The organism is Isoptericola sp. NPDC057559 (assembly GCF_042801555.1).
Taxonomy (GTDB): domain Bacteria; phylum Actinomycetota; class Actinomycetes; order Actinomycetales; family Cellulomonadaceae; genus Isoptericola.
In genome coordinates this window covers 642,824-655,102 of the sequence record NZ_JBHVFQ010000001.1, presented here as the reverse complement: position 1 = coordinate 655,102, position 12,279 = coordinate 642,824, and the positions used below count along the sequence as shown (strand labels likewise).

Below are 12,279 nucleotides of genomic sequence, written 5' to 3'. Positions count from 1 at the left end.
GCGCGAGCGTCGCCGGGTGGTCGGGCCGCAGCCGGTCGGCGAGGCGCGCCAGGCCGCGGCCCAGCACGCCCTGCACGTCGCGCAGGGGCGCGCTCGGGGTCCGGGCCGCGAGCGCCTCCTGCACGTCGCCGAGCCCGAACCCGGCGGGTCCCGACGCGGCGCGGTGCGCGAGCACCGAGGCGGCGGCGTCCACGAGCCCGACCGTGCGCAGCCGGGCGCGCAGGTACCGGGGCACGTCGGCCTGCGTCATACCGTCCGCGAGGCCGGGCTCGAGGCCCGCCGAGTACACGAGGCCGCCCACCGGGAGCCGGCCGTCGGCGAGCAGGAGCGCGCCGAGGCCGGCCGCCCCGGCGGGGGCGGCGGCGCTCGTCATCTAGAACATCGAGTACCGCTGGGCCAGCGGCACCACGTCCACGGGCTGGGCCCGCACGGGCTCCCCGTCGATGCTGATCGCGAACGTCTCCGGGTCGACGTCGATGCGCGGCAGCACCGTGTTGTTCGGCATGTCGTCCTTGGTGACGTGCCGGGTGGGCCGGATCGCCTCCAGCCGGCGCCGCAGGCCCAGCCGCTCCTCTAGGCCGTCGTCGAGCGCCGCCTGGGCGACGAACGTCACCGCGAGGCCGGGCGCCGACGACGCCTGCGCCGCGAGCGCCGGTCGCATGAACACCGGCTGGGGCGCGGGCACGGCGCCGTTCGGGTCCCCGAGCGGGGCCGCGACGACCGCGCCGCCCTTGATGACGGCGGCGGGGCGGATGCCGAAGAACGCCGGGTCCCACAGCACCAGGTCGGCCAGCTTGCCGGCCTCGACGGAGCCGACCTCGTGGTCGATGCCGTGCGCGACGGCCGGGCAGATCGTGTACTTCGCGACGTACCGGCGGGCGCGCTCGTTGTCCGCCGGCAGGCTGGAGCCGAGCGGGCCGAACCGGTTCTTCATCACGTGCGCCACCTGCCAGGTACGGCAGATCAGCTCGCCGATGCGGCCCATCGCCTGCGCGTCGGTCGACGTGATCGACAGGGCGCCCATGTCCTGCAGGATGTCCTCGGCCGCCATCGTCGACGCGCGGATCCGGGACTCGGCGAAGGCCAGGTCCTCGGGCACGCGCGGGTTGAGGTGGTGCACCACCAGCAGCATGTCGAGGTGCTCGTCCACCGTGTTCACGGTGAACGGGAGCGTCGGGTTGGTCGACGCCGGCAGGATGTTGCGCTCCCCCGCCGTGACGATGATGTCGGGGGCGTGCCCGCCGCCCGCGCCCTCGGCGTGGAAGACGTGGATGCCGCGCCCGCCGATCGCCTCGAGCGTGTGCTGCACGTACCCGGTCTCGTTGAGGCTGTCGGCGTGCAGCGCCACCTGGAGCCCGAACTCGTCGGCCGCGCGCAGCGCCGCGTCGATCGCTGCCGGGGTGGCGCCCCAGTCCTCGTGCACCTTGTAGCCGCCGGCGCCCGCGAGCGCCTCCTCCGCCAGCGCGTCCTGCGACACGGTGCTGCCCTTGCCGAACAGCAGCACGTTGAGGGGGAGGTCGTCGAGGGCCCGGTGCATCATCGCGAGCGAGCGGGCGCCCGGCGTCACCGTGGTGGCCTTGGACCCCTCGGTGGGGCCGGTGCCGCCGCCCACCACCGTCGTCGTCCCGGTGACGAGCGCCTCGCGCATCTCGATCTCGCTGAGGAAGTGCACGTGGGTGTCCACGGCGCCGGCGGTGAGGATCTTGCCCTCGCCCGCGACGACGTCCGTGCCGGGGCCGATCCGCAGGTCCGGGTGCACGCCGTCCATGACGTCGGGGTTGCCCGCCTTGCCGATCGCCGCGATGCGGCCGTCCCGCACGCCCACGTCGGCGCGCACGATGCCCCAGTGGTCGAGGATCACGACGTTGGTGATCACCAGGTCCGGCGCGCCCTCGGAGCGCAGGGTGACGCCCTGGCCCATGGACTCGCGGATGGTCTTGCCGCCACCGAACGTCGCCTCGTCGCCGCCCGCGGTGAGGTCCTGCTCGACCTCGATCCACAGGTCCGTGTCCGCGAGGCGCACCTGGTCGCCCGTCGTCGGGCCGTAGAGCTGCGCGTACGCGCGCCGGTCGATCTGGGTCACCGGTCACCCTCCTTCGCACGGGTCTCGGGCTCGACGTCGGACGGGTCGCCGTCGTGGGCGTCGACCTCGCCGACGCGCATCGGCATGGCCGACGCGTTCTGCGGCTCGGGCACGTCCACGCCGGGCGTGCCGAACGGCACCACGGGGCGCGGCTCGCGCTCCACCGACTCCGGCTCGCGCGACAGGTCGCGGATCTGCAGGCCGGGCACGAAGCGGCGGCCGCCGAGCGCGACGAGCTGCACGGTGCGGCTCACGCCCGGCTCGAGGCGGACCGACGTGCCGGCCGGGACGTCGAGGCGGAACCCGCGGGTGGCCTCGCGGTCGAAGCGCAGCGCCGGGTTCGCGTCGGGCAGGTGCAGGTGGGAGCCGATCTGGATGGGCCGGTCGCCGCCGTTGAGGATCACGACGGTCTGGCGCTCGCGGCCGGCGTTCAGCTCGAGCGGCTCGGGGCGGGTGCGGATCTCGCCGGGGATCACTGGATCGGCTCCGTGATCGTGACGAGCTTGCGGCCGTCGGGGAAGGTGGCCTCGACCTGGAGGTTGGGGATCATCTCGGGCACCCCGTCCATCACCTCGTCGCGGCCGAGCACGCTGCGGCCGTCGTTCATCAGGTCGGCGACCCGTGCGCCCTCCCGCGCGCGCTCGATCACCCAGCAGGACAACAACGACACGGCCTCCGGATGGTTGAGGAGGACCCCTCGCTCTCGGCGGTCACGGGCCACCATGCCCGCGACGCTCAGCAGGAGCTTTTCCGTGTCGGACGGCAACAGCTGCATCAATCACCTCTCTGGAGTTCTCTCCTCTCTTACACGTTCGGTATACCCCCCGGCAAACCCCCGAGGTGCCGTGTGGCCAGCGTCTCCATATGCTCCGAAGATGATCAGGTTCCTGCTCCGCACGGCCGTCTTTCTGCTGGCGGCGACGGTGGGTGTCCTCGTCGCCGCGTGGATCTTCGCGGCCTTCGACCTGAAGACGTTCTCCATCAACTGGTCGGAGCCGCTCGGCTTCATCCTCGCCATCGTGATCTTCGCCGTGGCGCAGGCGATCATCTCCCCGTTCCTCACGAAGGCGGCGCGCAACAACGCCCCCGCGCTCGTCGGCGGCGTCGGGCTGCTCTCGACGTTCGTCGCGCTCATCGTGGCGGTGGTCTTCACCGACGGGCTCGACGTCGGCGGCGTCGCCGGCTGGATCGTCGGCCCGGTCATCGTGTGGCTGGCGGGCATGCTCGCGGCCTTCGTCCTGCCGCTCTTCCTCCTCAAGGAGGGCGTGGAGAAGGTGCGCGAGAACAACGAGGACTAGGCGGCGTCGGCGGCTGGTGCGAGCGTGGCGGCCAGCACCCGCCACCCCTCGCCCGCCCGCACCCAGAGGCGCGTGTAGACCAGCCGCGCGGACACCGCGGTGCCGCCCTGGACCGCGTCCACGGCGGCGACCAGCCGGGTGACCCCGCTCGCGGCGTCCTCCTGGACGTCGAGCGACTCCTCCGCCAGGCGGGTGATCGTCAGGAAGCCTGAGCGGTAGCTCTCGAGGTCGTCCTCCCGGGAGAACACCGACCCGTCCGGGCCCGCGCCGACGCACCGGGGATGCAGCAGCGCCTCCAGCGCGTCGACGTCGCCGGCACGCTGGGCGGCCTGGAGCGCGCGCTCCGCAGCAAGAAGGCTCATCGCGCGAGTCTAGGCACCGGGACCTGCGCCCGGGCGGGCGCCGGGCCGGTCAGGCCGCGAGCAGGCGGCCCACGAGGCCGCCGTGCAGCCGACCCGCGGGGTCGAAGCGGTGCGCGAGCGCGCGGAAGTCGTCGAAGCGGGGGAACTGCGCCACGACGTCCCGCGGGTCGAGGGCGCTGACCTTGCCCCAGTGCGGCCGGGCCCCGAGCGGCACGAGGGCGGCCTCGACGTCGGGCAGGACGGCGCGCACCTCGTCCTCGCGCGGGAGCCACGTGAAGTGCAGCCCCACGGAGGGCTCGTCGAACGGGCTGAGCCACAGGTCGTCGGCCGCCACGGTGCGGATCTCGCTGGTCTGCAGCAGCGGCGCGATCCGCGGCCCGAGAGCCCGCACGGCCTCGATCGCGGCGGTCGCGTTGCGGCGCGGCAGCAGGTACTCGGACTGCACCTCGTCGCCCGCCGACGGCGTGAACTCCAGCCGGAAGTGGCTCAGCCTCTCGTTCCACGGGCCCGCCACCCCGAGCTGCTGGGTGCACGCGGCGGGGTCCACGCCCGGCAGCGGGTGCACCGGCCGGTCCTCCCAGCGCAGGAAGCCCGGCGCCAGGCCGCGCACCACCGGGCGGCCGGCGGCGTCCTCCGGGGCGTCCGCTCGGACCACGGACTTGAACCACACGTGCCGCACGGCCGGCTCGTCCCAGCTCGTGAAGGCGCTCACCGAGTAGGCGGCGGAGGTGAGGGCGTCGAGGCTCGCGAGGAACGTGTCCCACGGGACGTCGGCCGCGACGTCCTGCCGCACGACGTACGCCGGGACCGTGCGCAGCTCCACCCGCGTCACGACGCCCAGCGCCCCCAGCGACACCACCGTGCCGGGGAAGACGTCCGGGTCGTCGGCGCGCGTGATGCGCCGCAGCTCGCCGCCCGGCGTCATGATCTCGAGGCCCTCGACGGCGCTGGCCAGCGACTGGTTCGTGTCGCCCGACCCGTGGGTGGCGGTGGCCACCGCGCCCGCCACGGAGATGTGCGGCAGGGAGGCCAGGTTGCCCAGCGCGCGGCCGGTCGCCTGCAGCGCCCGCGACACCTCGCCGTAGCGCAGGCCGGCGTTCACGGACACCACCTCGCCCTCGGCGCCGCCGTCGTCGGGCGTCACCGGCTCCACGGCCGGGCGGCCGTCGTCCAGCGCGTCGACCTGGACGTGGACACCGTCGGTGTCCGCGACGTCGTTGAACGAGTGCCGCGACCCGAGCGCGCGCACCGGCCCGCCGGCGAGGAGGACGTCGGCGAGCTCCTCCAGCGACGTGGGGCGCGCGACGGAGCGCGCGGAGTAGGTGAGGTTCCCGGCCCAGTTGCTATGCACGGGTCCACCCTGCCACCCGCGGCGCTGACCTGCGGCTCGGTCCAGGGACCGGCCCGGTGCTCAGTCCAGGTAGGCGGCCAGGTCGGCGACGGCGACGTCCAGCGCCGCGACCTCGCGCGGTGCCGGGTCGCGGAGCCACTGCACGTCCACGTCCGCGCCCCCGTTCCCACCCCGGGCGGACGGCGCGGGCCAGCGCCACCGCGCGGCGACGACGCCGTCCACGGCCACGCAGTGCACGTACGCGCCCGCGCGGTCCGGGAGCTGCAGCGCCGGGTCGAACACCACGGGCCGGGTCTCGCGGTAGGAGATGAGCAGCTCGTCGTAGGCCTGCAGCAGGTCGACCGGCGGCGGTCCGTCCGCGGCGGCGGCGGGCCCGGCCTCGGCCGCGGCGGGCGTGGCGGCCAGGGTCAGCCCCTCGAGGTCGCCGCCGCCGGGCAGCTGCACCACCTCGCCCGCGTCGGTGAGCGCGGCGAGGGCGGGCTTGAGGTCTCCGGCCGTGAGGCCGCTCCAGTGCCGCACGTCGCCGAGGGTCGCGAACGCACGCCCGGGCAGGTACCGCCGCCACAGCTCGACGACGGCGGCCTCGGCGTCGAACCGCTCGCCCAGCGGCCCGTAGCCGGCGGGGACGCGGTCGTCGAACGCCGCGTACGACTGGTGCTGCAGCGGCGTCCCCTCCGGCGGCGGGCCGCTGATCACGAGCCGCCGCAGCTCCGCGTGCATGAGCATCTGCGTGAACGCGATGCCGGGCGCCCCCGGGTCCAGCACCCCGAGGTCCACGAGCTCCGCCCTGATCTGCGGGCGGGTGCGCGGGCCGTCGGCGACGGCCGCCGCGACGGCGTCGATCCCGGGGCCGAGGTCGCCGAGCTTCCACGCCCGCTCCGTCGACGCCATGAGCCGCGCGATGCGCGGGGCCGTGAGCTCCAGCAGCCAGCGCGCGTCGTCGGGCCGCACCAGGTGCCACGTGGGCCGCAGGAGGTGGGTGCGCAGCAGGTCGCCCGCCGCGAGCGCCGCGTTGGTCGCCGCGCGCCCCGGGCGGGCGTCCGGCGAGACCCGCCGCGACACGCCCCACAGGGCCGGCTGCAGCTCCTGGCCCTGCACGGCCAGGAGCGCGCCGACGACGGCGGGCGCGTCGGGCAGGTGCTGCCCGCGCAGGCCCGTGGCGGTGAGCCGCGCGGCCCGGACGACGCCGGAGTCGGGCGCCGGCCCGCTCAGGCGGGCCGCCCGGCGGGCTCCGCCTCGGCCAGGGGGATGCGGCCGCCCATGCCGACCATGTCGAGCACCTCGGCGACGGCTTCCGACGGCTGGTACAGGCTCACGGGCGTGCCCGTCTCCTGGCCCAGCATGTACACCTGCAGGATGAAGGCCACCCCGGAGGAGTCGATGAACGTGACGTCCCGGGTGTCCAGGACGATGGGCTGCGTGGTGCCCCGGGCCGCCAGCGACGCCATCGCGTCGCTCGCCGACTCGCGCAGCGCGGCGTCGACCTCGCCCCACAGGGTGAGGACGGTCGCGGCGTCGGTGGTCCGGGACGTGATCCCCGAACTCGGTCCGGGGTCGCTGCTGGTGTCGATGTCCATGTGGTCGTGATGCTCCCGTGCGTGGGGCCGTACCGGCTGTGGACGCCGTCCGCGTCCCCTTCGTCCAGCGAACGGCCCGCGTCGAGTGTTCCCCGGTCGGGCGGATTCGTCCAGCGTCCGTTCAATTCGGCGGGTCCGCCCCGCGTGAGCGGGGCCCGCCGGTCAAGCGTCGTCCAGGTCCGTCACGTCCGCGACCCGGGCGTCGAGGGCGCGCACCAGCTCCGCGCCGTCCACCGTGGCCGACACCCCGTGCCCGCCGCCCCCGACGGACACGCGGCCCGCCCCGGGGACGCGCGAGTCCGCGACGACCGGCCACGCGGTGAGCGAGCCGAACGGCGTGATCGTGCCGCGCTCGTACCCGGTGACCTCGCGCGCCACCTCGCGGTCCGGCATGGACAGCCGGGACACGCCGAGCAGCGCGCGCAGCCGGGGCCACGCGATCGTGCGGTCGCCGGGCACGAGGACGAACAGGAAGTCGTCGTCGCCCCGCCGCACCACGAGGGTCTTGAGCACCTGCGACGGGGCCATGCCCCGCGCGGCCGCCGCCTCCGCGAGCGACCCCACCGGGCCGTGGCGCACGATCTCGAACTCGATCCCCGACGCCTCCAGCGCCTCCCGCGTGCGCCGCTCGCCGGACGACTCCCGCGGGGCGTCGGGCGGCGTCGCGGGAGCGGTCACTCCTCGTCCCGGATCGCCGCGAGGGCCTGGGCGAGCGCGCCGCCCTGCTGGTCCTCCGGGAGCTCGCAGCCGAGGAGGTCCGCCAGCGCGGTGTCGTCGTCCGTGGTCTCCGTGGCGAGGGCGGCCTCGCCCGCGGCGACCAGGTCGGCGCCGCACTCCGGCGTCTTCTCGGGCCCGCTCGACACCACGAGCGCGACGGCCGAGCCCTTCGCCACCTTCGTGCCCGCGCCCTCGGTCGAGAGCACCTGGCCCTCGGGGGCCTCGGGGTCCGCCTTCGTCGTGGACGTCACGGTGAACCCGAGCCCCTCGAGCTCGGCCGTCGCGTCCTCGAGCGTCTTCCCGGTGACGTCCGGCACCGCGACCTTCTCCGGGCCGCTCGACACCACGAGGGCGACGGTCGAGCCCTTCGTCACCTTGGTGCCCGCGCCCGTGGTCCGCAGGACCTGGCCGGCGGGCGCGTCGCTCGCCTTCGTCGTCGTGCCGACCTTCAGGCCGAGCCCCTGGAGCCTCGCCTTCGCGGCGTCGACGTCCAGGCCGGTGACGTCCGGCACGGTGACCTTCGCCGGCGCGGTCGCGCCGTCGCCCTTGTCCGGCGTGCCGCCGCCCGGCTTCTTGATCGGCGCCTCCGCGGAGTCCGTCGGCGTCGACCCGGGCTTCGACGACGAGCCGCCGTCCTTCGAGCCGCCGTCCTTCGAGCCGCCGCCCTTCGTCCCGTCGGCCTTCGTCCCGTCGGCCTTCGTCCCGTCGGCCTTCTTCCCGTCGGACGTGCCGCCCTTCGACGTCGTGCCCCGGTCGTCGCCCTTGCCGGAGGTGCTGCCCGGCCCGTGCTGGGCGGCCTTGTCCTGCGCGGCGCCGGTCGCGCCGACGTCGTCGGCCTTCCAGGCCCGGTTCGGGATCGGCCCGGCGGCGAAGAACTCGAAGTGCCACGGTTCCGGCTTGGAGCCGTCCAGCCGCGCCCACGACGGGTTGTCCCAGCCGTAGTCCGGCCCGTGCACCCGCATCCACACGTACTGCGCGGTGGTGCCGGAGGAGATCGGGGTCGACAGGTCGACGGCGAGGCCCCAGCCGTGGTTCGACCAGCCCGGGGTGGCCGCGAGGTACCCCTTGGTCGCCTTGAGGCGCACCTGCGAGTCGTAGGTGCGGTACGAGTCGGTCATCGGGATGGGCACCCCGAACTCCTTCTCGTACTCGGCGCTGAGCGCCGTGAGCTGCTCGGCCGCGTCGCAGCGCAGCATGTGCCCGGGGGCGAAGTCGAGGGGGCACAGCGCCGACGTCGGGATGCGCCCGTTGGCGTAGCCCGCCGTGCTCTTGCCGTACCGGTCCACGATCTCGCGCAGGCTGGCCGTCAGCGTGGCCCGCGCGGCGTCCGTCCCGGCCGCGCCGGCCGCGCCCGCCGGCAGGATGCCGGCCGTGAGGGTCGTCATCGACGGGTCGAGGAGCGTCGCCAGCCGCGTCGCCGCGACGACCACGTCGTCGAACGTCACCGCCTCCGCGTCGTGCTGCGGCTCCGTCGACGGCACGTCCTCCGCGCCGTCCGCCGGTGCCGTGCCGTCCGCGGGCGGGGCGGCGGCGTCGGACCCGTCGTCGGGTGCGGTGCCCTGCACGGGGGCACCCGGGCCGGGCAGGACGCCGGCCTTCGCCGGGGCGCCCCCGGCCTCGGACGCGGGGTCGGACGCGGACGCCGGGTCGGACGCCGGGTCGGTGTCGGCCTTCTCCCGGGTGGGTGCGCCCGAGACCTGGTTCGCGACGGTCATCGTGTCCGCGGCGTCGGGCACCGAGGCCGGCAGGTCGGCGGGCGGGCCGCTCACGAGGGGCGCCGGGGTCTCGGCGCCGGGCGAGGCGAAGGGCGTGGCGGCGGACGCGTCGGCCGGCTGCTGCGCCAGATAGGTGCTGAGGAGCATGCCGAGCTCGGCGGCAGCCTGCTCGACCTCCGGGGACACGCTCCGGCCGGCGTCCTTCGACGCGAGCTCCGCGCGCTCGAGGACGCCGAGGACCTCCTCGACCGTCGCCGGGCCGTCGGCCGACGACGCGCCGACCACGCCCACCGAGACGCCCTCGCCCGCCGCGTCGACGGTCGGCACGTCCTGGTCGGCGGCGACGGGGTTCCACGGCAGCCCGGCCACGGGCGCCGCGAGGAACGCGGCGGCGAGCACGCAGGTCGTCGTGGACGTGGCAAGCAGGCGACCGACCCGGAGGCGCCGACGGACCGGCGTCCCCACCGTGTCCGCGCGCGCCCCCTCGTCGGTGTCCCTCGGAGACCTCACGACGACGAACCTCCCCCATCGGCACTGCTCAGGCGCTCGGATCCTGTCACACCTCGGTGTCGTCGTGTGACACGGGCGACAGGACCGTCCCTCAACTGTGCGTCAGCCGTCCCGCTCCTGCCACCCCTGCGACAAGAGTTCGTACGACGCTCACCCGCACATCATCGGGGGAGCACCCCGGCGACGTCGTGATACCCCGCGGCCGTCCGGCCGGCCGCGCGGCAGACTGGACGGCATGACCACCGTCGACCTCAACAGCGACCTCGGCGAGGGCTTCGGGCGCTGGACGCTGGGCGACGACGAGGCGATGCTCGACGTCGTCTCGTCGGCCAACGTGGCGTGCGGGTTCCACGCCGGCGACCCGGCGACCATCCGCCGTACCGTGCGCCTCGCGGCCGCCCGCGGCGTGGCCATCGGCGCGCACGTCGGGTACCGCGACCTGGCCGGCTTCGGGCGGCGCGACATCGACGTCCCGTCCGCCGAGCTCCAGGCCGACGTCGTCTACCAGATCGGCGCGCTGCAGGCGCTGGCCGCCGCCGAGGGCGCGCGCGTCACCTACGTGAAGCCGCACGGCGCCCTGTACACCACCGCCGCGGTGGACGAGCGGGTCGCGGCCGACGTCGCCGCCGCGGTGGCCGCCGTCGACCCGTCGCTCGTGCTCCTCGGCCTGCCCGGCGCGGCCGCCCTCGCCGCCGGGGAGGCGGCAGGCCTGCCCACCGCCGCCGAGGCGTTCGCGGACCGCGCCTACTCCCCCGCCGGCACCCTCGTGCCCCGCTCCGCGCCGGGCGCCGTCCTGCACGACCCGGAGGTCGTGGCGCGCCGCATGCTGCGGCTCGTCACCGAGGGCGTGATCGAGGCCGTGGACGGCACCGAGGTCGCGGTGCGCGCCGACTCCGTGTGCGTGCACGGGGACACCCCCGGCGCCGTCACGATGGCGCGGCGCGTGCGCGAGGCGTTCGACGCCGCGGGGGTCGCGCTCGCCCCGTTCGCCCCGACGCGCGCCGGTCGCTGACCGTGCGCGTCCTGCCCGCCCGCGACGACGCGCTGCTCGTCGAGGTGGACGACCTGCGCCAGGCGCTCGCCCTGCACGCCGCGCTGCGCGACGACCCCGTGCCCGGCGTCGCGCAGACGGTGCCGGGCGCGCGGACCCTGCTGGTCCCGTTCGACCCGTGGCGGCTGCCCGCGGCACGCCTCGCGGAGGTGCTGCGCGAGCGGGCCTCCGCCGCCCGGCAGGTGACAGGGGACGGGGACGGCGGGCGGCTCGTCGAGATCCCCGTCGTGTACGACGGCGAGGACCTGGCGGACGTCGCGCAGCTCCTCGGGTGGAGCGAGGCCGAGGTGGTGCGGCGCCACACGGCGGCGTCGTGGGTGGTGGGGTTCGTCGGCTTCGCGCCCGGGTTCGCGTACCTGACGGGCGACGACACGGGGCTCGTCGTGCCGCGGCGGGAGACGCCCCGCACCCGCGTACCCCAGGGTTCCGTGGCCCTCGCCGGCCCGTACTCCGGGGTGTACCCGCGCGCCAGCCCGGGCGGCTGGCAGCTCGTCGGGCGCACCGACGCCGTCACGTGGGACCCCGACCGCGACCCGCCCACCCCCTGGTCCCCCGGCGACCGCGTGCGCTTCACGGCCGTGCGGGAGGGCGTCCGGACCGGCGCCCCGGCTCCCGGCGGCGGCTCCGGGGCAGGTCGGCGGCTCGGGCCGCCGACGGGGAGCGGGGCCGCCGCGCCGGACGCCGCGCAGGGAGGGCTGGAGATCCTCGCACCCGGACCGCAGGCGCTGGTGCAGGACCTCGGGCGTCCCGGCCTCGCCCACCTCGGCGTCTCCCCGTCGGGAGCCGCCGACCCGCGCAGCCTGCGCGCCGCGAACCGCGCGGCCGGCAACCCGGTCGGGGCGGCCGCCGTCGAGGCCGTCGGAGGCGGGCTGCGGCTGCGCGCCCGCGGGGACGCCGTCGTCGCCCTCGCCGGCGCGGACCCCCGCGCCGTCGTCCGCCGCGACGACGGCGCCACGCACCTCGTCCCGCGCGCGCGGGCGTTCCGGCTGCGGGACGGCGACGAGCTCGAGCTGGCCGCCCCCGAGCGCGGCCACCGCACCTACCTCGCCCTGCACGGCGGCGTCGGCGTGCCGCCCGTCCTCGGCTCGCGGTCGACGGACGTCCTCGCCCACCTCGGCCCCGCGCTCCTCGCCCCGGGCGTCCTGCTGCGTCGCGGGCGCGCGGGCGGGGCGGTGGCGGCCGACGACGTCGGGGCCCCCGACACGGCGACGCTGCCCGCGCCCGGCGGGCTCACGACGCTCCCCGTCGTGCTCGGCCCGCACGACGACTGGTTCACCGCGGACGCCGTCGGCGCGCTCACCGGACAGGTGTGGACGGTGACGGAGCGGTCCGACCGGGTCGGGCTGAGGCTGGCCGGCGACCCGCTGGCCCGGGCGGACGGCGCCCGGGGCCGGGAGCTGCCCAGCGAGGGCTGCGTGACCGGGGCGCTGCAGGTGCCGCCCGACGGGCTGCCGGTGCTGTTCGGCGTCGACCACCCGCTCACCGGCGGCTACCCGGTGGTCGCCGCGGTCGCGACCACGCACACGTGGCTGCTGGGCCAGCTGCCGCCGGGGGCCCGGCTGCGGTTCGTGCCGACGGCACGGTGACCTCGCGCGGCCCGGCCCGGCCGGGACCA

The 12,279-nt window shown here is 76.3% G+C and carries 13 protein-coding genes; 3 read left to right on the top strand and 10 right to left on the bottom strand.

Annotation, left to right across the window (positions count from 1 at the left end; genetic code table 11):
• The 4 genes from ACFU5J_RS02945 to ACFU5J_RS02930 all read right to left on the bottom strand — a co-directional run.
• The coding region (locus tag ACFU5J_RS02945) for an urease accessory UreF family protein (protein WP_430577750.1) at positions 1-373 on the bottom strand (373 nt) is incomplete at its 3' end.
• Positions 374-2,083 (bottom strand): urease subunit alpha, encoded by a 1,710-nt coding sequence (locus ACFU5J_RS02940; protein ID WP_430577749.1) that lies wholly within the window; start codon positions 2,081-2,083, stop codon positions 374-376. It lies immediately after the preceding gene.
• Positions 2,080-2,559 (bottom strand): urease subunit beta, encoded by a 480-nt coding sequence (locus ACFU5J_RS02935; protein WP_430577748.1) that lies wholly within the window; start codon positions 2,557-2,559, stop codon positions 2,080-2,082. Before ACFU5J_RS02935 ends, ACFU5J_RS02940 begins: the two co-directional genes overlap by 4 nt.
• Entirely contained in the window at positions 2,556-2,858 is a 303-nt protein-coding gene (locus ACFU5J_RS02930) for an urease subunit gamma (protein WP_430573797.1), read from the bottom strand. Before ACFU5J_RS02930 ends, ACFU5J_RS02935 begins: the two co-directional genes overlap by 4 nt.
• Before the next feature lie 100 nt (positions 2,859-2,958).
• Between ACFU5J_RS02930 and ACFU5J_RS02925 the strand changes: the two genes are divergently transcribed.
• Positions 2,959-3,381, top strand: coding sequence for a hypothetical protein (locus tag ACFU5J_RS02925; protein ID WP_430573796.1), 423 nt, complete (start codon positions 2,959-2,961; stop codon positions 3,379-3,381).
• On the opposite strand, the gene ACFU5J_RS02920 is transcribed toward ACFU5J_RS02925, so the two are convergent.
• From ACFU5J_RS02920 to ACFU5J_RS02895, 6 genes are all read right to left on the bottom strand, one after another.
• The gene (locus ACFU5J_RS02920) at positions 3,378-3,743 is read right to left on the bottom strand and encodes a nuclear transport factor 2 family protein (RefSeq protein ID WP_430573795.1); all 366 of its coding nucleotides are present in this window, start codon (positions 3,741-3,743) and stop codon (positions 3,378-3,380) included. The genes ACFU5J_RS02925 and ACFU5J_RS02920 overlap by 4 nt on opposite strands.
• A gap of 49 nt (positions 3,744-3,792) precedes the next feature.
• Positions 3,793-5,094, bottom strand: coding sequence for an FAD-binding protein (locus tag ACFU5J_RS02915; RefSeq protein WP_430577747.1), 1,302 nt, complete (start codon positions 5,092-5,094; stop codon positions 3,793-3,795).
• A gap of 60 nt (positions 5,095-5,154) precedes the next feature.
• On the bottom strand, positions 5,155-6,198 hold the full coding sequence (locus ACFU5J_RS02910; RefSeq protein WP_430577761.1) for a winged helix DNA-binding domain-containing protein: 1,044 nt from the start codon (positions 6,196-6,198) through the stop codon (positions 5,155-5,157).
• Between the two features lie 104 nt (positions 6,199-6,302).
• Positions 6,303-6,671, bottom strand: a complete 369-nt coding sequence (locus ACFU5J_RS02905) for an STAS domain-containing protein (protein WP_430573793.1) — start codon at positions 6,669-6,671, stop codon at positions 6,303-6,305.
• A gap of 162 nt (positions 6,672-6,833) precedes the next feature.
• Complete coding sequence (locus ACFU5J_RS02900; RefSeq protein ID WP_430573792.1) at positions 6,834-7,349, bottom strand: aminoacyl-tRNA deacylase; 516 nt, start codon at positions 7,347-7,349, stop codon at positions 6,834-6,836.
• Entirely contained in the window at positions 7,346-9,502 is a 2,157-nt protein-coding gene (locus ACFU5J_RS02895) for a PASTA domain-containing protein (RefSeq protein ID WP_430577746.1), read from the bottom strand. Before ACFU5J_RS02895 ends, ACFU5J_RS02900 begins: the two co-directional genes overlap by 4 nt.
• 346 nt (positions 9,503-9,848) lie before the next feature.
• Between ACFU5J_RS02895 and ACFU5J_RS02890 the strand changes: the two genes are divergently transcribed.
• Together ACFU5J_RS02890 and ACFU5J_RS02885 are read left to right on the top strand one after the other, a co-directional pair.
• On the top strand, positions 9,849-10,625 hold the full coding sequence (locus ACFU5J_RS02890) for a LamB/YcsF family protein (protein ID WP_430577745.1): 777 nt from the start codon (positions 9,849-9,851) through the stop codon (positions 10,623-10,625).
• Positions 10,626-10,627: 2 nt separating this feature from the next.
• Positions 10,628-12,250, top strand: a complete 1,623-nt coding sequence (locus tag ACFU5J_RS02885) for a carboxyltransferase domain-containing protein (RefSeq protein WP_430577744.1) — start codon at positions 10,628-10,630, stop codon at positions 12,248-12,250.
• The last annotated feature ends 29 nt before the right edge of the window (positions 12,251-12,279 follow it).

Bases quoted from the DNA above. Each gene is read 5' to 3' on its own strand.
- ACFU5J_RS02890 (WP_430577745.1), top strand. From the start codon at position 9,849: ATGACCACCGTCGACCTCAACAGCGACCTCGGCGAGGGCTTCGGGCGC.
- ACFU5J_RS02925 (WP_430573796.1), top strand. From the start codon at position 2,959: ATGATCAGGTTCCTGCTCCGCACGGCCGTCTTTCTGCTGGCGGCGACG.
- ACFU5J_RS02920 (WP_430573795.1), bottom strand. From the start codon at position 3,743: ATGAGCCTTCTTGCTGCGGAGCGCGCGCTCCAGGCCGCCCAGCGTGCC.
- ACFU5J_RS02930 (WP_430573797.1), bottom strand. From the start codon at position 2,858: ATGCAGCTGTTGCCGTCCGACACGGAAAAGCTCCTGCTGAGCGTCGCG.
- ACFU5J_RS02905 (WP_430573793.1), bottom strand. From the start codon at position 6,671: ATGGACATCGACACCAGCAGCGACCCCGGACCGAGTTCGGGGATCACG.